The 16,580-nt window shown below is 73.6% G+C and carries 22 protein-coding genes; 13 read left to right on the forward strand and 9 right to left on the reverse strand.

Features of this window, described 5'->3' with window-relative positions; genetic code table 11:
- Positions 1–8 precede the first annotated feature (8 nt).
- Positions 9–269: a hypothetical protein gene (locus ACFHW0_RS26515; RefSeq protein ID WP_089000636.1), complete on the reverse strand. Its 261-nt coding sequence runs from the start codon at positions 267–269 to the stop codon at positions 9–11.
- A 134-nt stretch (positions 270–403) separates the two neighbouring features.
- A complete protein-coding gene (locus ACFHW0_RS26520; protein ID WP_416611853.1) occupies positions 404–802 on the reverse strand; it encodes a hypothetical protein in 399 nt (132 codons plus the stop codon).
- A gap of 163 nt (positions 803–965) precedes the next feature.
- Here ACFHW0_RS26520 and ACFHW0_RS26525 point away from each other — a divergent pair, with 163 nt between their 5' ends.
- The 3 genes from ACFHW0_RS26525 to ACFHW0_RS26535 are packed head-to-tail and all read left to right on the forward strand — an operon-like array spanning position 966 to position 4,052.
- Positions 966–3,521, forward strand: coding sequence for an ATP-dependent Clp protease ATP-binding subunit (locus tag ACFHW0_RS26525; RefSeq protein ID WP_416611855.1), 2,556 nt, complete (start codon positions 966–968; stop codon positions 3,519–3,521).
- Positions 3,522–3,534: 13 nt separating this feature from the next.
- Positions 3,535–3,702 (forward strand): hypothetical protein, encoded by a 168-nt coding sequence (locus ACFHW0_RS26530; protein WP_165947855.1) that lies wholly within the window; start codon positions 3,535–3,537, stop codon positions 3,700–3,702.
- Entirely contained in the window at positions 3,702–4,052 is a 351-nt protein-coding gene (locus ACFHW0_RS26535; RefSeq protein WP_121397951.1) for a DUF3140 domain-containing protein, read from the forward strand. The genes ACFHW0_RS26530 and ACFHW0_RS26535 overlap by 1 nt, the downstream gene beginning before the upstream one ends.
- 49 nt (positions 4,053–4,101) lie before the next feature.
- Here the strand turns inward: ACFHW0_RS26535 and ACFHW0_RS26540 are convergent, their stop codons facing one another.
- The 3 genes from ACFHW0_RS26540 to ACFHW0_RS26550 all read right to left on the reverse strand — a co-directional run bounded on the left by ACFHW0_RS26540 (position 4,102) and on the right by ACFHW0_RS26550 (position 6,078).
- Positions 4,102–4,344, reverse strand: a complete 243-nt coding sequence (locus tag ACFHW0_RS26540) for a hypothetical protein (protein WP_416611858.1) — start codon at positions 4,342–4,344, stop codon at positions 4,102–4,104.
- 19 nt (positions 4,345–4,363) lie between these two features.
- Positions 4,364–5,359: a LysR substrate-binding domain-containing protein gene (locus tag ACFHW0_RS26545; RefSeq protein ID WP_416611860.1), complete on the reverse strand. Its 996-nt coding sequence runs from the start codon at positions 5,357–5,359 to the stop codon at positions 4,364–4,366.
- A gap of 110 nt (positions 5,360–5,469) precedes the next feature.
- Positions 5,470–6,078, reverse strand: a complete 609-nt coding sequence (locus tag ACFHW0_RS26550) for a hemerythrin domain-containing protein (RefSeq protein ID WP_416611862.1) — start codon at positions 6,076–6,078, stop codon at positions 5,470–5,472.
- Between the two features lie 172 nt (positions 6,079–6,250).
- On the opposite strand from ACFHW0_RS26550, the gene ACFHW0_RS26555 reads away from it, so the two are divergent.
- Both ACFHW0_RS26555 and ACFHW0_RS26560 read left to right on the forward strand, forming a co-directional pair.
- Positions 6,251–7,579: a M20/M25/M40 family metallo-hydrolase gene (locus tag ACFHW0_RS26555; RefSeq protein ID WP_416611864.1), complete on the forward strand. Its 1,329-nt coding sequence runs from the start codon at positions 6,251–6,253 to the stop codon at positions 7,577–7,579.
- A gap of 60 nt (positions 7,580–7,639) precedes the next feature.
- Complete coding sequence (locus ACFHW0_RS26560) at positions 7,640–8,293, forward strand: hypothetical protein (RefSeq protein WP_416611892.1); 654 nt, start codon at positions 7,640–7,642, stop codon at positions 8,291–8,293.
- 75 nt (positions 8,294–8,368) lie between these two features.
- On the opposite strand, the gene ACFHW0_RS26565 is transcribed toward ACFHW0_RS26560, so the two are convergent.
- Positions 8,369–8,560, reverse strand: coding sequence for a DUF5703 family protein (locus ACFHW0_RS26565; RefSeq protein ID WP_121399254.1), 192 nt, complete (start codon positions 8,558–8,560; stop codon positions 8,369–8,371).
- 139 nt (positions 8,561–8,699) lie between these two features.
- Between ACFHW0_RS26565 and ACFHW0_RS26570 the strand changes: the two genes are divergently transcribed.
- The 3 genes from ACFHW0_RS26570 to ACFHW0_RS26580 are packed head-to-tail and all read left to right on the forward strand — an operon-like array spanning position 8,700 to position 9,579.
- Complete coding sequence (locus ACFHW0_RS26570; RefSeq protein WP_416611866.1) at positions 8,700–9,179, forward strand: DUF2975 domain-containing protein; 480 nt, start codon at positions 8,700–8,702, stop codon at positions 9,177–9,179.
- Positions 9,179–9,385 carry a helix-turn-helix domain-containing protein gene (locus ACFHW0_RS26575; protein WP_026874506.1) on the forward strand — a complete coding sequence of 69 codons (207 nt, stop codon included), beginning with the start codon at positions 9,179–9,181 and terminating at the stop codon, positions 9,383–9,385. The genes ACFHW0_RS26570 and ACFHW0_RS26575 overlap by 1 nt, the downstream gene beginning before the upstream one ends.
- Before the next feature lie 29 nt (positions 9,386–9,414).
- Positions 9,415–9,579, forward strand: coding sequence for a hypothetical protein (locus tag ACFHW0_RS26580; RefSeq protein WP_416611868.1), 165 nt, complete (start codon positions 9,415–9,417; stop codon positions 9,577–9,579).
- 22 nt (positions 9,580–9,601) lie between these two features.
- Here the strand turns inward: ACFHW0_RS26580 and ACFHW0_RS26585 are convergent, their stop codons facing one another.
- Both ACFHW0_RS26585 and ACFHW0_RS26590 read right to left on the reverse strand, forming a co-directional pair.
- Positions 9,602–10,597 carry an SseB family protein gene (locus ACFHW0_RS26585; RefSeq protein ID WP_416611870.1) on the reverse strand — a complete coding sequence of 332 codons (996 nt, stop codon included), beginning with the start codon at positions 10,595–10,597 and terminating at the stop codon, positions 9,602–9,604.
- Positions 10,594–11,013: a YbaB/EbfC family nucleoid-associated protein gene (locus ACFHW0_RS26590; RefSeq protein WP_416611872.1), complete on the reverse strand. Its 420-nt coding sequence runs from the start codon at positions 11,011–11,013 to the stop codon at positions 10,594–10,596. Before ACFHW0_RS26590 ends, ACFHW0_RS26585 begins: the two co-directional genes overlap by 4 nt.
- A gap of 91 nt (positions 11,014–11,104) precedes the next feature.
- On the opposite strand from ACFHW0_RS26590, the gene ACFHW0_RS26595 reads away from it, so the two are divergent.
- The 3 genes from ACFHW0_RS26595 to ACFHW0_RS26605 are packed head-to-tail and all read left to right on the forward strand — an operon-like array spanning position 11,105 to position 13,413.
- Positions 11,105–11,434, forward strand: a complete 330-nt coding sequence (locus ACFHW0_RS26595; RefSeq protein WP_416611874.1) for a hypothetical protein — start codon at positions 11,105–11,107, stop codon at positions 11,432–11,434.
- Positions 11,431–12,492 carry a WXG100 family type VII secretion target gene (locus ACFHW0_RS26600; RefSeq protein ID WP_416611876.1) on the forward strand — a complete coding sequence of 354 codons (1,062 nt, stop codon included), beginning with the start codon at positions 11,431–11,433 and terminating at the stop codon, positions 12,490–12,492. Before ACFHW0_RS26595 ends, ACFHW0_RS26600 begins: the two co-directional genes overlap by 4 nt.
- Positions 12,493–12,513: 21 nt before the next feature.
- Entirely contained in the window at positions 12,514–13,413 is a 900-nt protein-coding gene (locus tag ACFHW0_RS26605) for a hypothetical protein (protein WP_416611878.1), read from the forward strand.
- Between the two features lie 25 nt (positions 13,414–13,438).
- Here the strand turns inward: ACFHW0_RS26605 and ACFHW0_RS26610 are convergent, their stop codons facing one another.
- Positions 13,439–14,410 carry an aldo/keto reductase gene (locus ACFHW0_RS26610; protein ID WP_311414926.1) on the reverse strand — a complete coding sequence of 324 codons (972 nt, stop codon included), beginning with the start codon at positions 14,408–14,410 and terminating at the stop codon, positions 13,439–13,441.
- A gap of 178 nt (positions 14,411–14,588) precedes the next feature.
- Here ACFHW0_RS26610 and ACFHW0_RS26615 point away from each other — a divergent pair, with 178 nt between their 5' ends.
- Positions 14,589–15,641, forward strand: a complete 1,053-nt coding sequence (locus tag ACFHW0_RS26615) for an LLM class F420-dependent oxidoreductase (RefSeq protein ID WP_121397963.1) — start codon at positions 14,589–14,591, stop codon at positions 15,639–15,641.
- Positions 15,638–16,474, forward strand: a complete 837-nt coding sequence (locus ACFHW0_RS26620; protein ID WP_121397964.1) for an undecaprenyl-diphosphate phosphatase — start codon at positions 15,638–15,640, stop codon at positions 16,472–16,474. Before ACFHW0_RS26615 ends, ACFHW0_RS26620 begins: the two co-directional genes overlap by 4 nt.
- Positions 16,475–16,580: the final 106 nt, after the last annotated feature.

The following is a 16,580-nucleotide window of genomic DNA, read 5'->3' on the forward strand; positions in this document are numbered from 1 at the left end:
GCCGAACCTCAGAGCGTCGCGACGTAGAGTTGCGCCTGCTCGACGGCGACGAGTGTCGCGGCGAGGCACTCCTCCAGCTCCTGGCTGGCCTGGGTCAGCGAGGACTGGGCCGCCTCGACCGTCTCGTGCCCGCTGCCCTCCAGCGCGCCGGCCAGGGTCTGCTGCGCCTCGGCCAGCTTCTCGCCGGCCGCCTGCACGGCACTCTGGCCGTCGCCGATCTGTTGGAGCGCGACATCGATGGCTGCCTTGAGCTCGGCGACGCTCGCCACGGGCGAAACCTCCTGGGGGCGGGGAGGCCTCCATTAGAGCCTATCCCTCACGGTGAGAGAACATCCGCCCTGTCAGTGTTCCTGCCCCGCTGACCGGTTGTCGACCGCAAGTGCCGGTAGTCCGATTGACGGGACTAACCGGGTGGGGCCGGTCGGTCCCGCAGCCAGCGCGGTCCGTACACCTCGGCGCCCCGCGCGGTGACGCGTTCCCGCAGCTCACGGTCGGCGGTGACGACCAGCCGCCGGCGCTGCGGCGCGGCGGCGACCAGGTCGACGACGGCGTCGTCCCCGGATCCGGGCGCGGCGACCACCCGGACCCCGGCCGTGCCCGGCACGTCCCGCGCCCGGCCCTCCACCACCAGCACCACCTCCACCGGGGGCGGCAGCTGCGGGGGCAGCCCGGCGGCGGCGACCGGGGCCAGCGAGTCGCGCAGCCGGGCGGTCGCGCCCGCGCGGTCCCGCCACCAACCGTCCGGGCGGGACCCCACCACGTTGGCGGCGTCCACGATCAGCAGCGGCGTCGTCGGGTCCATGCCGCCAGCCTGCCACCCATCCGCCCCGTGGGTGCGCAGGGCACCCCCTCATCCGCCCCGAGCCGCGGCGTGGTGCCCTGCCCGCCCCCGTGGCGGCGGCGTTTGTCGCGACGGTCGCGGGGTAGCCCCTGGCGACCGTCGCGCCCGACTGCGGAGGACAGACATGATGGGACCCGGTGACTTCGGCTCCGACCCCTGGGACGAGTTCCTGGCCCGGTACTTCGGCCGGGGCGAGGGTGGGCGCCGACCCGCGCACCGGGTCGACATCACCCGGCTGATGACCGCCGACGCCAGGGAGATGCTGGCCGACGCGGCCCGCCGGGCCGCCCAGCGGCAGAGCAGCGACCTCGACACGGACCACCTGCTCTGGGCCGCGCTGCAACGCGAACCGCTGCGCGACCTCGTCCGTCGCGCCGGCGCAGACCCGGACACGCTGCTCAACGCGCTCGGTGGGCGCGGCGACGGCGCGCCCAAGGGCGAGGTGCCGCCCAACCTGTCGCTCACCCCGGCGGCCAAGCGGGCGCTGCTCGACGCCCACCAGCTGTCGCGGGCGATGGGCGCCAACTACATCGGCCCCGAGCACATCCTGATGGCGCTGCCGCTGAACCCGGAGTCCCCGGCCGGACGGATGCTCGCCGCCGGCCGGATCCAGCCCGAGTCGTTGCAGGCGGCCAGCGCCGAGCGCGGGCCGATGACCGGGCCGCGGCCCGACCGCGGCACACCCACCCTGGACCAGTACGGCCAGGACCTCACCGACCTGGCCCGCAACGACCAGATCGACCCGGTGATCGGCCGGGCCGAGGAGATCGAGCAGGCCGTCGAGATCCTGTCCCGGCGGACGAAGAACAACCCGGTGCTGATCGGCGAGGCCGGCGTCGGCAAGACCGCGATCGTGGAGGGCCTGGCGGAGCGGATCTGCGACGGCGACGTGCCGCAGACGCTGCTCGGCAAGCGGGTGATCCAGCTCGACCTGGCCGGCCTGGTGGCGGGAACCCGGTACCGGGGCGACTTCGAGGAGCGGCTGAAGAAGGTCATCGACGAGATCCGCGCCCACCGCGACGAGCTGATCGTCTTCCTGGACGAGATCCACACCCTGGTCGGCGCGGGCGGGGCGGGCAGCGAGGGCGGCATGGACGCCTCGAACATGCTCAAGCCGGCGCTGGCCCGGGGCGAACTGCGGGTGATCGGCGCGACCACGCTGGACGAGTACCGCAAGAGCATCGAGAAGGACGCGGCGCTGGCCCGCCGGTTCCAGCCGGTTTTCGTGCCGGAGCCCACCGTCGACGACACCGTGGCGATCCTGCGCGGGCTGCGCGACCGCTACGAGGCCCACCACCAGGTGCGGTTCACCGACGAGGCGTTGGTCGCCGCGACCGAGTTGTCCGACCGGTACGTGACCGACCGGTTCCTGCCGGACAAGGCGATCGACCTGATCGACCAGGCCGGCGCCCGGGTCCGGCTGCGCACCCGCACGCCGGCCTCCGACGTGCGGGAGCTGGAGACTCAGCTCGACGAGGTACGCCGGGACAAGGAGCAGGCCGTCGCCGACGAGCAGTACGAGAAGGCGTCCGCGCTGCGCGACCAGCTCGCCGAGATCGAGGAGCAGATCCGCCGGGCCCGGGGCGACGAGGGCGGCTCGTCGCAGGTGCCGGCCGTCGGGCCGCAGGAGATCGCGGAGGTGGTCTCCCGCGCCACCGGCATCCCGATCAGCCAGCTCACCGAGGAGGAACGCGACCGGCTGCTGCGCCTGGAGGGCCACCTGCACCAGAAGGTGGTCGGCCAGGAGGACGCGGTCACCGCGGTCGCCGAGGCGGTCCGCCGTTCGCGTGCCGGGCTGGCCGACCCGGACCGCCCGATGGGCAGCTTCCTCTTCCTCGGGCCCACCGGCGTCGGCAAGACCGAGCTGGCCCGGGCCCTCGCGGAGGCGCTGTTCGGCGAGGCCGACCGGATGGTCCGGGTGGACATGAGCGAGTTCCAGGAGCGGCACACGGTCAGCCGGCTCGTCGGCGCCCCGCCCGGGTACGTCGGCTACGAGGAGGCCGGGCAGCTCACCGAGGCGGTCCGCCGCCGCCCGTACGCGGTGGTGCTGCTCGACGAGATCGAGAAGGCCCACCCCGACGTGTTCAACATCCTGCTCCAGGTGCTCGACGACGGGCGGCTCACCGACAGCCAGGGCCGTACGGTCAACTTCAAGAACACCGTACTGATCATGACGAGCAACCTCGGCTCGGAACTGATCACCGGCGCCCAGCGCGCCGTCGGCTTCGGCACCGGCGCGGACGGCGGCGAGCAGGAGCGCGACGAACTGCGCGAGCGGCTGATGCACCGGCTCCAGGAGAACTTCCGACCGGAGTTCCTCAACCGCATCGACGAGGTGATCATCTTCCGTCGGCTGGAGGCCGAGCAGCTGCGCCAGATCACCGGCCTGCTGCTGGAGGAGACCCGCCGCCGCCTGCACGCGCAGGACATCCAGGTGCACTTCACCACCGCCGCCGTCGACTGGATCGCCGAGCACGGCTACCAGCCGGAGTTCGGCGCCCGGCCGTTGCGCCGGGTCATCCAGCGGGAGGTGGACAACCAGCTGTCCCGGATGCTGCTGGAGTCGGCGGTCTCACCCGGCCAGAAGGTCACCGTGGACGCCCGCGACGGGCGACTCGCCTTCGACGTCACGGCCGGCGAGCGCGGCTACACCCCGGCCACGACGTCCCATCCCCGATGACCGGAGGGCGGACATGAGCGAACCCGAGGAGACCCGGGACGAGAGCGAGCGCACCGATCCGATCGTGGCCCCGCCGACCGCCAACCCCGCCCGGGTGCGGATGCCGCCGGAGGGCGTGGGCCAGCAGGGCGACGACCCGGAGCCGGCGGAGTCCGACCGCCGCCGTCGAGAGGAGGGCTGATGGTACGCGAGCAGCGGCTCGAACCCGATGTGGAGGTGCTCTGGGACGACTTCCACGCCCAGGTGAACGTCCCGTCGGAACAGTTGCGGCAGTGGTTGCTCACCCGCGGCTCCGGGGAGGAGTCGTTCGGGCCCGACCCGGACCTCGACCTGCCCGGGTTGGGCCGGCGGATCCTGCGGGTGCTGACCAAGCGCAAGGTAGACCTCACGCCGGAGGACATCCGGGTGATGCGGGACGCGATCGACGAGATCCAGTCCCTGCTGGACGAGAAGCCGCCGCGCGGCAACGCCGACGACGAGTGGCGGCACTCCCTGCTCGACCTGGGCCACGACGTCCTCGTCGAACGCTGAGCCCGCGAACAGGCGGCGCCCGGGAGGACCCGGGCGCCGCCTGCCGTGGTCAACCGTGCTCGCTCTCCAGGCTGCCGATCGTCAGGCCCGCGGCGTCGGCCGCCGCCTCGCGGTCGGCGCGCGCCCGCTCCTCGCGGGTCAGCAGGTTGGCGTACTCCGTGACGTCCGCCGGGTCGGGCACCTCGGGCAGGCGACGCAGGAACGCCTCCACGTCGCGGGCGGCGGCGGTGTGCGTGGCGGCGGCCTGCCGGAGGATCTTCCGGTCGTCGGCGGCGGGGTTGGCATCGGTCATGTCCGCCTGATACCCGGCGCTACGCGGTTCGCACCCCGTCGGCCCCGGCGGCCGTCAGCCTCCGCGCCCCGTAGCTCGGGTTGCGCAGCAGCCAGGCCAGGTACTCCGGATGGGCCGCCAGCGAGTCGGTGTACGCGGCCAGCGCGGTCTCCAGCACCAGTTCGGTGTCGCGGGCGGCGGGGGAGTCGGGATGCCAGCCCAGCATCAGCCGCCAGCGCAGCGGCGTCCCGGCCAGCATCCGGGTGACCAACCCGGCGACCGGGCGGAAGGTGGCCTGGCAGAGCGCGATCGCCTCGCCGGAGTCCACCATGTCGATGCAGCAGCGCACGTCGGTCTCGTACACCTTGCGGGGGGTGAAGCCGGCGCGGGCGCAGGCGGCGGCGAAGCAGTCGCCGAAGCAGCCGTCGCCGGGCGCGGCGACCCACTGCTCGCGGCTCAGGTCCACCAGGCGCACCTCGGCGTGCCCGGCCAGCGGGTGCTGCTCCGGCAGCAGCACCAGCACCGGGTCGACCGCCACCTCCCGCCAGCTCAACCCGAGTTCGGCCGGCGGGGCCGCGTCGCCGCACACCCCGATCAGCGCGAAGTCCAGCCGGCCGCCGGCGACCAGCTGGGCCAGCTCGTCGGCCGACCAGGAGGCGTGGGTGGTGATCTGTGCGGGTGGGTGCTCGGCGGCGAGCCGGTGCACGAGCCGGCCGAGGATGGGGCTGTTCACCCCGCCGAACCGGTAGCGGCGGGGCACGTCCCCGGCCCCGGCCAGCCGCGCCGCCTCGTCCTGCAGGCCCTTCATCGCCGGCAGCAGCACCCGTGCCCGGGCGAGCACCAGCTCGCCGAGGGCGGTCGGGCGGGCGCCGCGGCGGTCCCGCTCGAAAAGTGGCCCGCCCAGCGTCCGCTCGATGCGCTGGAGCTGGGCGGTGAGTGCCGGCTGGGCCAGGCCGAGCGTCGATGCCGCCTTGGTCACGCTCCCCGTCTCCGCGATCGCGCAGACCACCCTCAGGTGTCGCAGCTCCAGATTCATACCGTGACGGTATGACCCCGTAGCGGCCGACGGAAGGCCCTGAACGGATCAACGCCTTCCGATGTGTGCCCGATTCGCTCCGGCGTGCCCCGACCGCGCCCGCCGCCGGCTCAGCCCGGCGGCCGTTCGGTGAGGTCGGCCAGGTACGTGGGTCGGCCGGTGACGGCGTCGCGGACCTTGTCGACGACGCCCACCGCCGGCTCGACCACCCGGTTCCACGGCGGGGTCGCCGGGGTGCCGGGGTGCGGGCGCGTCGGGGCGGCCTCCTCGGCGATCTCCAGCCGGTTGCCCAGGCGGATCAGCTCCTCGGCGCTGGCCACCTCGCGCAGCGCCGCGACGAGCGCGCCCGCCTCCTCGACGTGGCGGTGGACCCGCGCGGCGACGTCGGCGAGCCCTTCGTCGGTGAGCCCCTTCAGGGCGGTCAGCAGGGCCCGGTCGTCCGCGATGGCCCGGTCGATCCGGTCCGCCGCGTCGGGCAGCGCGCTCCGGACGGCGGGCAGCAGGTACTGCTCCTCGGCGGAGAGGTGCCGGGACAGCGCCGCCGTGAGCACCTCCAGGCCGCGCTCGGGGGCGGGCTCCGGGCCCGGGTCGGTGAGCCGCCGCAGCAGCTCCCGCAGTTGCCGGTGCTCGGCGTCGAGGATGTCGGCGATGCTGCGCCCGCCCGGCCGGAAGCCCTCGTCCTCTCCGGTCGGCGGCAGTGGTGGCAGGGGAACGGTCATGGTGCCCTCCTCTGTGGCGGGCGGCGCACGTGGTGGGGGAACGGTCGCGAGCGGCGGTACCCGACCGCGTCGGCGGCGAAACCGGGCCCGGTGGCCGGCCGTGCCCCGCGCCGGCGTCGACCCGGCGGGGCGGGGCGACCGCAGCGGGCCCGTGGGCTGGTATGAAGAACCGATGACGACCGACTCCGCCTCCGCCCGACCCGACCCCACCGACGAGGTCGTCGACCTCTGCCGTGACCTCCTGCGGATCGACACCACCAACACCGGGGACAACGACACCAGCGCCGGGGAACGCCTCGCCGCCGAGTACGTGGCGGAGAAGCTGGCCGAGGTGGGCGTCGAGTCCGTCATCCACGAGTCGGCGCCCGGCCGGGCCAACCTGGTCGCCCGCATCCCCGGCACCGACCCGGGCCGCGGGGCGCTGCTGGTGCACGGCCACCTCGACGTCGTCCCCGCCGACGCCGACGAGTGGTCGGTGCACCCCTTCTCCGGGGAGCTGCGCGACGGCTACCTGTGGGGCCGGGGCGCCATCGACATGAAGGACTTCGACGCGATGGTGCTGGCCGTGGTGCGGCACTGGCAGCGCACCGGGGTCCGCCCGCCCCGGGACATCGTCCTCGCGTACACGGCCGACGAGGAGGCGGGCAGCGACTACGGCGCGCACTTCCTGGTCGAGCGGCACCGCGGTCTGTTCGACGGCTGCACCGAGGCCATCGGCGAGGTCGGCGGCTTCTCGTACTCGGTCAACGACAGCCAGCGGCTCTACCTCATCGAGACGGCCGAGAAGGGCATCGACTGGCTGCGCCTGCACGCCAGGGGCCGCCCCGGGCACGGCTCGATGATCCACGACGACAACGCGGTCACCGCGCTCGCCGAGGCGGTGGCCCGGATCGGCCGGCACCGCTTCCCCGTGGTGGTCACCGACACCGTGCGGGCGTTCCTGGAGGAGGTCTCCGACCTGCTCGGCGTCGAGCTGGACCCGGAGGACCCGGAGACCGCCATCGCCAAGCTCGGGCCGATCGCCAACATCATCGGCGCGACGATCCGCAACACCGCCAACCCGACCCGGCTCGCCGCCGGGTACAAGGACAATGTCATCCCCGGCCGGGCCACCGCCACCATCGACTGCCGCAGCCTGCCGGGGCAGTCGGAGCTGCTGGAGCGGCAGCTGCGCGAGCTGGTCGGTCCGGACATCGTCATCGAGTACGTCCAGCGCCAGCCGGCGCTGGAGACGACGTTCGACGGCGACCTGGTCGACGCGATGTCCGCCGCGCTGCGCGCGGAGGACCCGGGGGCGCGGCCGGTGCCGTACATGCTCTCCGGCGGCACCGACGCGAAGGCGTTCTCGCAGCTCGGCATCCGCTGCTTCGGCTTCGCGCCGCTGCGGCTGCCCGCCGACCTGAACTTCTCCGCGCTGTTCCACGGCATCGACGAGCGGGTTCCGGTGGACGGACTACAGTTCGGCGTGCGGGTTCTCGACCGGTTCCTCCGCACCTGCTAGCCCCCGCCAGGAACCCCGGTGTTCCGGCGGGAACCTCTGATCGTGAAGGGACTGACCCACATGACCGACCAGCACGGTGAGCTGGACGCCGCCCTCGAGCGCGTGATCGATGCGGCCCGCCACCACCTGGCCGCCGTCCGCGCCGCGCAGGGCCGCATCGACGACGACGACGTCTGGCAGGCGTACGTCGCGCTGAACAACGCGTCCTTCGCGTATGACGAGCAACTCCTGGACGCCTTCGGCGAGGTCACCCCGTGGGACGTCGAGTCGATCGACCCCGAGGAGGCCGACCAGCGCTTCGGGGGCGCGGAGGGCGTGGAGCCCACCGACCCGCACCCGCAGGTCATCTCGGTGCGCCAGCGGCGCGACTACCGGGTGCCGAGCGTGTCGGCGCTGATCCGGGTCGCGGAGGCCGCCCGGCGGGAGGGCACCCCGGAGGAGGACGAGCCGGAGCCCGTCGAGGGGGTCGGCGAGGCGGTGCTGGAGCTGCTCCAGAGCGGTGACGGCTCGCTCGGCGCGTTGGACGTGCCGGAGCTGGAGCCGCTCGACGGCGTGGTGATGGTCAGCGAGGTCGGCACGCCGGTGGACCTGGAGTCCTTCGACGACGACGACCCGGTGGGCCCGTTCCAGCCGGCCGCCGACGACCGGCTGGTCGGCCGGCTCGACGAGCACCCGTTCATGGAGCTCGACGAGGAGCACGACCACGCCCACTAGGCGGTGACGGCCCGCCGGTCAGGCGGTGCAGGCCCGGGGCCCGACCGGACGGTCGGCCCCGGGCCTTCGTCGTGCTCAGTAGGACAGTCCCGGCTGCGGCTGGTTGACCCGGCGGCGGCGCAGCACCACCTGCCGCGTGCCGTCGCGGTACAGCCGTACCCGCGCCAACTCCCACCCGGAGAACTCCGCCTGGATCGCCAACTGCGCCGCGGCGGTCAACCGGTCGACGTCCGGCGGCAGCCGCAGCGGCGCGTACTCGTAGTCCATGACCTCCATGCTGCCCAGCCCGGAAGGCCTCCGCCACCCCCTCGCCGGTGACCCGCGCCGCTGCGCCGCGTGACAGCCCGGCGTCCCGGAGATCGTCGAACCTATTGACTTTCGATAGGTTGAGAGCGATAGTCGATGCATGTTCAACGAGCATCGAGCGGTAGCCCCGCTCAGAGTCTTCCTCGTGGTGCTGTTCGGGATCCTGGTCATGCTCCAGACCTTCTCGCTGCCCGGGCAGTTCGCGCACATGGCCGAGGAGTCCCCGGAGCAGGCCTACCTCAGGTGGCCGATGACCGCCGTCGCGGTGTTCTGGGTGCTGTGTGTCCAGGTGGTGGTCGTATCCACCTGGAAGCTGCTCACCCTGGTCAAGAACGACCGCATCTTCAGCGACGCCTCGCTGAGGTGGGTGGACGCGATCGTCTGGTCGATCGTCGCCGCCTGGGTGGTGCTGCTGGGCGTATTCCTCTACGTCGGCTTCAACGCGTCGGACCCCGGGCTGCCGCTCCTGCTGTTCCTGATGCTGGTGGGCGTCGCCGTGCTGGGCCTGCTGATGGTGGTGATGCGCGCGCTGCTGCGGCAGGCCACGACGCTGCGGACCGACATGGAGGCGGTGATCTGATGCCCATCGTCGTCCGCATCGACGTCGAGTTGGCCAAACGCAAGATGAGCGTCGGCGAGTTCGCCGAGCGCGTCGGACTCACGCCGGCGAACGTGGCGGTGCTGAAGAACGGCCGGGCCAAGGCCGTCCGGTTCAGCACCCTGGAGGCCATGTGCCGGGTGCTCGACTGTCAGCCCGGCGACCTGCTCGAGTGGGTCGACGAATGAGATTCCAGTCCGCTTCCCAGGGAGATGCCATGACGTATCTGATCGCCCTCCTCGTCGTCGCGCTCGGCGTCGCCGGCATCGTGCTCGGCGAGGCCGACGACTCGCCGGGCCTCCAGCTCCTGGGCGTCCTGCTCGTCGTCGGCGCGGTCGTGTACGCCGTGCGGCTCGTCCGGCGCGGCCGGCGCGCCCGGTAGCGGCACGGCCGCCCGCCGGTGGTCAGCCGGTGGGCGGGTTCGCCGCCAGCAGGGCGGCCAGCGACGACGCCCCCAGGGCCAGGGCGCGCGGGGTGCCCGCGTCCACCACCAGGCCCCACGCCGGGTCGGGCCAGTCCGCGAGCAGGTCCGCGCAGGGCACGGCGACGAACGGCACGCCCTCCCCGGCGAACGCGGTCAGCGCCTCCGGGGAGGTGAAGACGGGCAGCAGCGGCGCGCCGGTCGGGTCGGTGACGATCGTCCACGGCACGTCGCGGTCCGGTCCCGGCTCCGCCGCCAGCGGTACGCAGACCGCCGCAGCGGCGAGGATGCCGAGGTAGCCGGGCAGGTCCCGCCTCGCCCCGGCCTCACTGAGCAGGTCGAGCACGGACGCGCCGCCCGGGTCAGCCCCGTTCGGCGCCTCGTCCGCGCTTGGGTCCGCGGGCGGCTCCGCGGGCGGGTCCGCGGACGGCTCCACGGGCAGTTCCGGGGGCAGGCCCGCGGACGGCTCCGCAGACAGGTTCGCGGGCGGCGGGGCGGGCACTCGCGCGGCCCCGGCACCGGGCTGCGCGGCCCCGGCACCGGGCTGCGCGGCCCCGGCACCGGGCTGCGCGGCGACGGCGACGGGTTCGGCGGCCCGGACGCGGGGCACCGGCGGCACGGTCGGCTCCGGCCGCACCCGGGGACCGGTGGGCGGGAGGATCTGGCAGGACAGCGCGCCGGGCTCCGTGGTGAGCACCGTGGCGGCGGTCCGCGCCGCGAACCCGCTCCACCAGCGCAGGCCCTCGGCGGTGCGCGGCGTCTCGTACCACCAGCCGCCGGCCCCTCGCGGCGCCTGCCAGCCGAGTTCGGCCAGGCCTGGCTCGTCGTAGGGCGGGCAGACCCCACGGACGGTGTCCCGGCGCACCATCAGGTGCAGCCGGCGGGGGCCGGCGGCGAGTTCCAGGTCGGTGTCGCGGTCGCAGCCCGACAGCGTGTCGTGGAGCCGGGCGACGATGTCTGGCCAGCCCGGCGACGTCATGCCGGCGGCCCCGGCAGGCGGCCGTCGAGCCGGCCGAGCCGTCCCATGGCCTCCTCCAGGCGGCCCAGCGAGGCGAAGTCGCCGGGGGTGCCGAAGATCCCGTTCAGGCCCGCGCCGAGCGTCGCGTCGAGACCCCCGGTGCGCTCGTCGAGCTGCTCGGTCGCCGCAGTGCGGGCCTGCCGGTACGCCTGCAGCACCATGGCCGCGAGGTCCTCGGTGCCCACCCGCAGCGCGGTCGGGGCCAGGTTCAGGCCGGTCAGCTCGCCGGTGGCGTCGACGGTGGCGGACACCAGGCCGCTGTCGTCGGTGGCGGTGGCGCTCAGCTCGTCCAGGTCGTCCTTGAGCCCGGCGAAGCGGCGTTCGATGTCGGCGAGCCGTCCGGCGAGGGCGTCGAACGCGGACAGCGGGTCAGACATGAGAACCTCCCTGCGCGGTGCCGTCCGGGGTGGCGCCCGGCGGCGGCATGATCGTATCGTCGTCCCGCCGGGCGAGTGGGGGAGGAACGGCGTGCCTGACATCGACGTCGACGTGCAGGCGGTGCGTCGGCTGGAGGCGGCGGCGAAGCGGGTGGCCACCTCGCTGACCGCGCTGGAGAGCCGGATCACGTCCGCGGGCGACATACCGGACGGCGCCTTCGGGCACCTGCCGTTCGTCAGCGACATGCTGCGCGAGAAGTACGCCGAGCAGGTCACCGGGGGGATGGAGCTGTTCCGGTCCGGCCACGACGCGTTCGAGCGGGTCGGCGGCGCGCTGGGCGGGACGGCCGAGGCCTACGAGCGCAACGAGCAGGACATCGACGCCTCCTTCCGCGCCATCGGCGCCGGAATCCCCCGGTGAGCGGGCCCGCGGGCACCGCCGTCGAGCTCTGGAACGGCATCGACAACGCCCTGTCCGGCGTGGACAAGGTGGTCGACAGCGTCTGCCGCACCCTCGCGTGGCCGCTGATCCAGCTCGTCGACCTCGTCGACGGCGAGCCGGCCGCGCTACGCGCCAAGGCCACGGAGTGGGACGCGCTGGCCGTGCAGGTGCGCGAGCTGGCGATGAACCACCGCGGCGTGCGCGAGGCCGAACAGGCCGGCTGGCGCTCCCCGTCCGGCGAGGCGTACGGGCGGCGGATGGCCGAGGTCGAGCAGCAGCTGCTGGACGTCGCCGAGCAGTTCGCCGCCACGGCCGAGTACCTGCGCGGGATCGCCGACGCCTTGCAGACCGTGCACGACGTGCTGGTCGACATCTGCGTCGAGTTCGTCAACTTCCTGCTGGTGACGCTGGTCACCGCGCTGCTGATGGCCCCGTTCACCGCCGGGGCGTCCTGGGCGGCCGGGGTGGCGCTGGGGGTCACCCGGGGCATGATCGCGCTGGCCCGGATGTTGAAGATCATCCGCCCGCTGGCGACGCACCTGCAGAAGGTCATCCGGCTGCTGCAACGGGTCCTGCTCTACCTGCGCAAGCTGCGCAACCACCTGGACAAGCTGGTCGACAAGCAGAAGGCGCTGCGCGCCGGCCAGAAGTACGCCGACAAGCGCCGCGCCGCCGGCGACGCCGACAAGTGGTTCCACAAGTTCATGGACCCGGCGAAGGGCAGCTGGAAGCTCGGCAAGTCCGGCACGCCGTTCGACATGAGCACGTTCGAGCGCCTCGGGGCGCTGCGGGCGCACGGCATGGCCGACGGGGCGCGGATGATCGGCCGGGACTGGGCCACCAACCTGCCGTGGAACATCCCGAACTCCGTCGTGCACGGCGCCACCTGGGGCACCGTCGCGATGGTCTCCGGCCTGTCGGTGCCCGGCATGGACCAGGTCGGCGACAAGGTCGACGCGGCGGTGCAGGGCGGCGCCGAGTGGATCGACCAGAATGTCTTCGGGCAGCCGCCGGCGGAGCAGCCGGCCGGCAGGTGACGGTCGATCGAGGGGGTGGGCGTGTCCGAGGGGCGCAGTCGGCTGGGCCGGCTGACCGACGCGGTGCTGGGCGGTGCGCGGGTCGCCCGGGACAAGGCCCGTGAGCTGCGCGACGAGTTCCGCACCACCGACGAGCCCGAGCGTGCCCTGGTCGCGCCCCTGCTGCCCGGCGAGGAGATCCGCTACGTCGGCCTCGCGCCGGTCCGGGCCCCGGAGAACCACCGGGCCGGCAGCCAGCTCGCCGACCGGGTGAACGCCGAGCTGGCCGAGGCGCTCGATCCGCGCGCGCTCTTCGGGCTGCTCAACATCGTCAACCCGGTCGCCTGGGTCGACGCCGTGCTGACGCCCGTACGGATCGCCGCCGGCGTCCTGCTGCTGCCCGGCAAGGCCGCCGTCCTCGCCGCGGGCACGCCGGAGGCGGCCGAGCCGGAGCCCGCGCCGGGCGCCGCACCCCGGGAACCGGTGCCGCTCACCGCCGAGCAGGAGGCCTTCCGGGCGCTGTTCCGGCTCAGCCGCTACCGGCCGCTGGCCGACCAGCTCGCCGAGATCGCCTACCGGCGGCGGTACGTCTTCAGCGGCGACCTGGCCACCCTCGCCGGCAGCCTGCTGCTCTTCCTCGAGCGCTACACCGGCACCCCGCTGGCGGTCACCGACACCCACCTGCACCTGCTGCGGATGGGACGCCGCCCCGACCCCGACCGCGAGGACCGGCGGCGCCCCCAGGTGCTGTGGAGCGTGCCGCGGCGGCGCGTCGCGCGGATCGACTCCGACCACGGCGCGGCCCGCCTCATGCAGTTCCCGTCCACCATCGTGTTCGACGACGGGTCCTGGATCCGGATCGTCAACCCGGCCACCCGCGACGACCAGTCCCGCTTCCTCGCCGCCGTACGCGACCTGCCCGGTCAACGCCCCACGGCCTGACCGCGCCCCGTCCCCGGTGCGCGGGTCAGCCGTCGCGCTCGGGGTAGCCCACCGGCACGGCCGACACGTCGTCCAGCGCGGTGACGATCTCCTCCGGCAGGGTCATCCGCTCGACCTGGAGCGCGCCGAGCAGCTGCCCGACCGTCCGCGCGCCGAGGATCGGGGCCACCACCCCGGGCCGGTCGCGGATCCAGGCCAGCGCCACCTCCGTCGGGGAGACGCCCAGCCCGCCCGCGGCGATGGCGACCGCCTCCACGATGCTGGAACAGCGCGGCTCCAGGTAGGTGGCGACGAACCGCTCGAAGTGCGGCGAGGCCGCCCGCGAGTCGGCGGGCCTGCCGTGCCGGTACTTGCCGGTGAGCACCCCGCGGCCCAGCGGCGACCAGGGCAGCACCCCCAGCCCGAGGGCCTCGCAGGCGGGCAGCACCTCCCGCTCCACGCCCCGCTCCAGCAGCGAGTACTCCACCTGTGCCGCCACCACCGGGGCGCGTCCCGGCCAGGCGGTCTGCCAGGCTGCCGCCCGCGCGGTCTGCCAGCCGGCGAAGTTCGACACCCCGACGTAGCGGACCCGGCCGCTGGCCACCGCGTGGTCGAGCGCCGCGAGCGTCTCCTCCAGCGGCGTGTCGGGGTCGTACCCGTGCAGCTGGAACAGGTCGACGTGGTCCGTGCCCAGCCGGCGCAGCGAGGCGTCGAGCGTGCGCAACAGGTGCCCCCGGGAGCCGTCCCGACGCCGGCCGCTGCCCGGTCGCAGCCCCGCCTTGGTAGCGATCAGCAGCTCCTCGCGCGGCACCAGGGAGCCCAGCAGCGACCCGATCACCGACTCGGCGTCGCCGTCGCCGTAGACGTCGGCGGTGTCGATCAGGTTGCCGCCCGCGTCGAGGAAACTCTTCAGCTGGGCGGCCGCATCGTCGGCGTCGGTGTCCCGGCCCCACGTCATGGTGCCGAGCGCGAGCCGCGAAACCGCCAGCCCGCTTCGGCCGAGCGGTCGCTGTTGCATGGGTGAACCTTATTTCGAACGAGGGCCCGCCGATATCCTCGCTCCCGTCAAGTGTGCCGGGCGCGTCGCGTTTCCGACCGTCCGGGCTCCGCCCCCGGGTTGAGGCGACCGGTGGACGGGCCGCCTCCCGGCATTGCGTAACCTGATGCGACCTGTGGTGCGGATGGGGGAGGACCTAGTGCGACTCGGGCTCAGCCTCGGATACCAGACGGCGTGGAGCACGCCGGCCGATCACCTGGCTTTCGCCCAGGAGGCGGACCGGCTCGGCTACTCGGTGGTGTGGGCGGCGGAGGCCTACGGCTCCGACTCGCCGAGCATGCTCGCCTGGATGGCCGGGCAGACGGAGCGGATCGACCTGGGCAGCGCGGTGATGCAGATCCCCGCCCGTACCCCGGCGATGACCGCGATGACCGCGGCGACCATCGACGCGCTGTCCGGCGGCCGGTTCCGGCTCGGCCTCGGCGTGTCCGGCCCGCAGGTCTCCGAGGGCTGGCACGGCGTGCGGTTCGCCAAGCCGCTGGCGCGGACCCGCGAGTTCGTGGACATCGTGAAGCTGGCCGTCGCCCGGAAGGCTGTCGCGTACGACGGCGAGTTCTACACGCTGCCGCTGCCCGACGGTCCGGGCAAGGCGCTGAAGCTGGGCTTCCACCCGCCGCGTGAGCACATACCGATCTACCTCGCGGCCGTGGGTCCGAAGAACCTGGAACTGGCCGGCGAGATCGCCGACGGCTGGCTGGCCGTCTTCTACGCGCCGGAGTTCGCCGAGGAGCAGCTCGCGTCGGTGCGCGCCGGTCGGGCGAAGGCCGGCAAGGAGCTGGCCGGCTTCGACGTGGTCCCGTCGGTGCCCGTGGTGGTCGGCGACGACATCGCCACCTGCGCCGAGCTGGTCCGCTGGTACGCGGCCCTCTACGTCGGCGGCATGGGCAGCCGGCAGCAGAACTTCTACAACCAGCTCGCCACCCGCATGGGCTACGGCGACGCCGCCCGCGAGGTGCAGGAGCTCTACCTGGCCAAGCGACAGCGCGACGCGGCCGCCGCGGTGCCGATGGAGTTCATCGACCGCACCTCGCTGCTCGGCCCGAAGGAGCGCATCGCCGAGCGGATGCGGGAGTACGCCGCCGCCGGCGTCACCACCCTGTCCGTGAGCCTGTTCGCCGCCGACCGGGACAGCGGCGTGCACACCCTGCGTACCGTCGCCGAGGCGCTGGACCTCTCGGGAGTCGGGGAGTGACCTGGATCGAGGCCATCGTCCTGGGCGTCGTCCAGGGACTGACCGAGTTCCTTCCGGTCAGCTCGTCCGGTCACCTGCGGATCACCTCGGCGATCTTCTTCGACCAGGACGCCGGGGCGTCGTTCACCGCGGTCACCCAGCTGGGCACCGAGGCGGCGGTGCTGATCTACTTCGCCAAGGACATCTGGCGCATCACCCGTACGTGGCTGGTCGGCATCAGGGACAAGTCGGTGCGCTCCAGCCTCGACTACCGGATGGGCTGGTACGTCATCGTCGGCTCGATCCCGATCGGGCTGTTCGGTTTCCTGTTCAAGGACCAGATCCGCACCGCCGGCCGGAACCTGTGGCTGGTGGCCACCACCCTGATCGTCTTCGCGTTCGTGCTCGCGTTCGCCGAGTACTGGGGCCGGCAGAGCCGCACCCTGGAGAACTTCCGGATGCGCGACGGCGTGGTGATGGGTTTCGCCCAGGCGATGGCGCTGATCCCCGGGGTGTCCCGCTCCGGCGGCACGCTTACCGCCGGGCTGCTGCTCAACCTCACCCGGGAGGCGGCGGCGCGCTACTCGTTCCTGCTCGCCATCCCGGCGGTGGTGATGTCCGGGATCTTCAGCGTCGGTGACGTGTTCGAGCCGGCGGCCCCCGGCACGTCGGTGCCGAGCGTGGCGCAGATGATCGTCGCCACCATCATCGCCTTCGGCGTGGGGTACGCGGCCATCGCCTGGCTGCTGCGCTACGTCGCCCACCACACCCTGTACGTCTTCGTGCTGTACCGGGTCGCGCTGGGCACCCTGGTGCTCGCCCTGCTGATGACGGGCACCATCAGCGCCACCTGATCCGCCCGCGCTCCCGGGCCCGCGCGACACACCGCCGGTGGATGTGCCGCCGGCCGGCACCGAGTCAACGGTGCCGGCCGGCGATCCCCCTTGTGGTGGAAGGTCT

Origin of the sequence: Micromonospora sp. LOL_025 (genome assembly GCF_048060285.1) — a bacterium.
Taxonomy (GTDB): Bacteria; Actinomycetota; Actinomycetes; order Mycobacteriales; family Micromonosporaceae; genus Micromonospora.

Coding starts and splice junctions, on each gene's coding strand:
- ACFHW0_RS26520 (WP_416611853.1), bottom strand. CDS start 802: ATGGACCCGACGACGCCGCTGCTGATCGTGGACGCCGCCAACGTGGTG.
- ACFHW0_RS26560 (WP_416611892.1), top strand. CDS start 7,640: ATGACCGACCAGCACGGTGAGCTGGACGCCGCCCTCGAGCGCGTGATC.
- ACFHW0_RS26530 (WP_165947855.1), top strand. CDS start 3,535: ATGAGCGAACCCGAGGAGACCCGGGACGAGAGCGAGCGCACCGATCCG.
- ACFHW0_RS26525 (WP_416611855.1), top strand. CDS start 966: ATGATGGGACCCGGTGACTTCGGCTCCGACCCCTGGGACGAGTTCCTG.
- ACFHW0_RS26550 (WP_416611862.1), bottom strand. CDS start 6,078: ATGACCGTTCCCCTGCCACCACTGCCGCCGACCGGAGAGGACGAGGGC.
- ACFHW0_RS26610 (WP_311414926.1), bottom strand. CDS start 14,410: ATGCAACAGCGACCGCTCGGCCGAAGCGGGCTGGCGGTTTCGCGGCTC.
- ACFHW0_RS26540 (WP_416611858.1), bottom strand. CDS start 4,344: ATGACCGATGCCAACCCCGCCGCCGACGACCGGAAGATCCTCCGGCAG.
- ACFHW0_RS26590 (WP_416611872.1), bottom strand. CDS start 11,013: ATGTCTGACCCGCTGTCCGCGTTCGACGCCCTCGCCGGACGGCTCGCC.
- ACFHW0_RS26580 (WP_416611868.1), top strand. CDS start 9,415: ATGACGTATCTGATCGCCCTCCTCGTCGTCGCGCTCGGCGTCGCCGGC.
- ACFHW0_RS26545 (WP_416611860.1), bottom strand. CDS start 5,359: ATGAATCTGGAGCTGCGACACCTGAGGGTGGTCTGCGCGATCGCGGAG.
- ACFHW0_RS26575 (WP_026874506.1), top strand. CDS start 9,179: ATGCCCATCGTCGTCCGCATCGACGTCGAGTTGGCCAAACGCAAGATG.
- ACFHW0_RS26535 (WP_121397951.1), top strand. CDS start 3,702: ATGGTACGCGAGCAGCGGCTCGAACCCGATGTGGAGGTGCTCTGGGAC.
- ACFHW0_RS26585 (WP_416611870.1), bottom strand. CDS start 10,597: ATGACGTCGCCGGGCTGGCCAGACATCGTCGCCCGGCTCCACGACACG.
- ACFHW0_RS26555 (WP_416611864.1), top strand. CDS start 6,251: ATGACGACCGACTCCGCCTCCGCCCGACCCGACCCCACCGACGAGGTC.
- ACFHW0_RS26570 (WP_416611866.1), top strand. CDS start 8,700: ATGTTCAACGAGCATCGAGCGGTAGCCCCGCTCAGAGTCTTCCTCGTG.
- ACFHW0_RS26565 (WP_121399254.1), bottom strand. CDS start 8,560: ATGGACTACGAGTACGCGCCGCTGCGGCTGCCGCCGGACGTCGACCGG.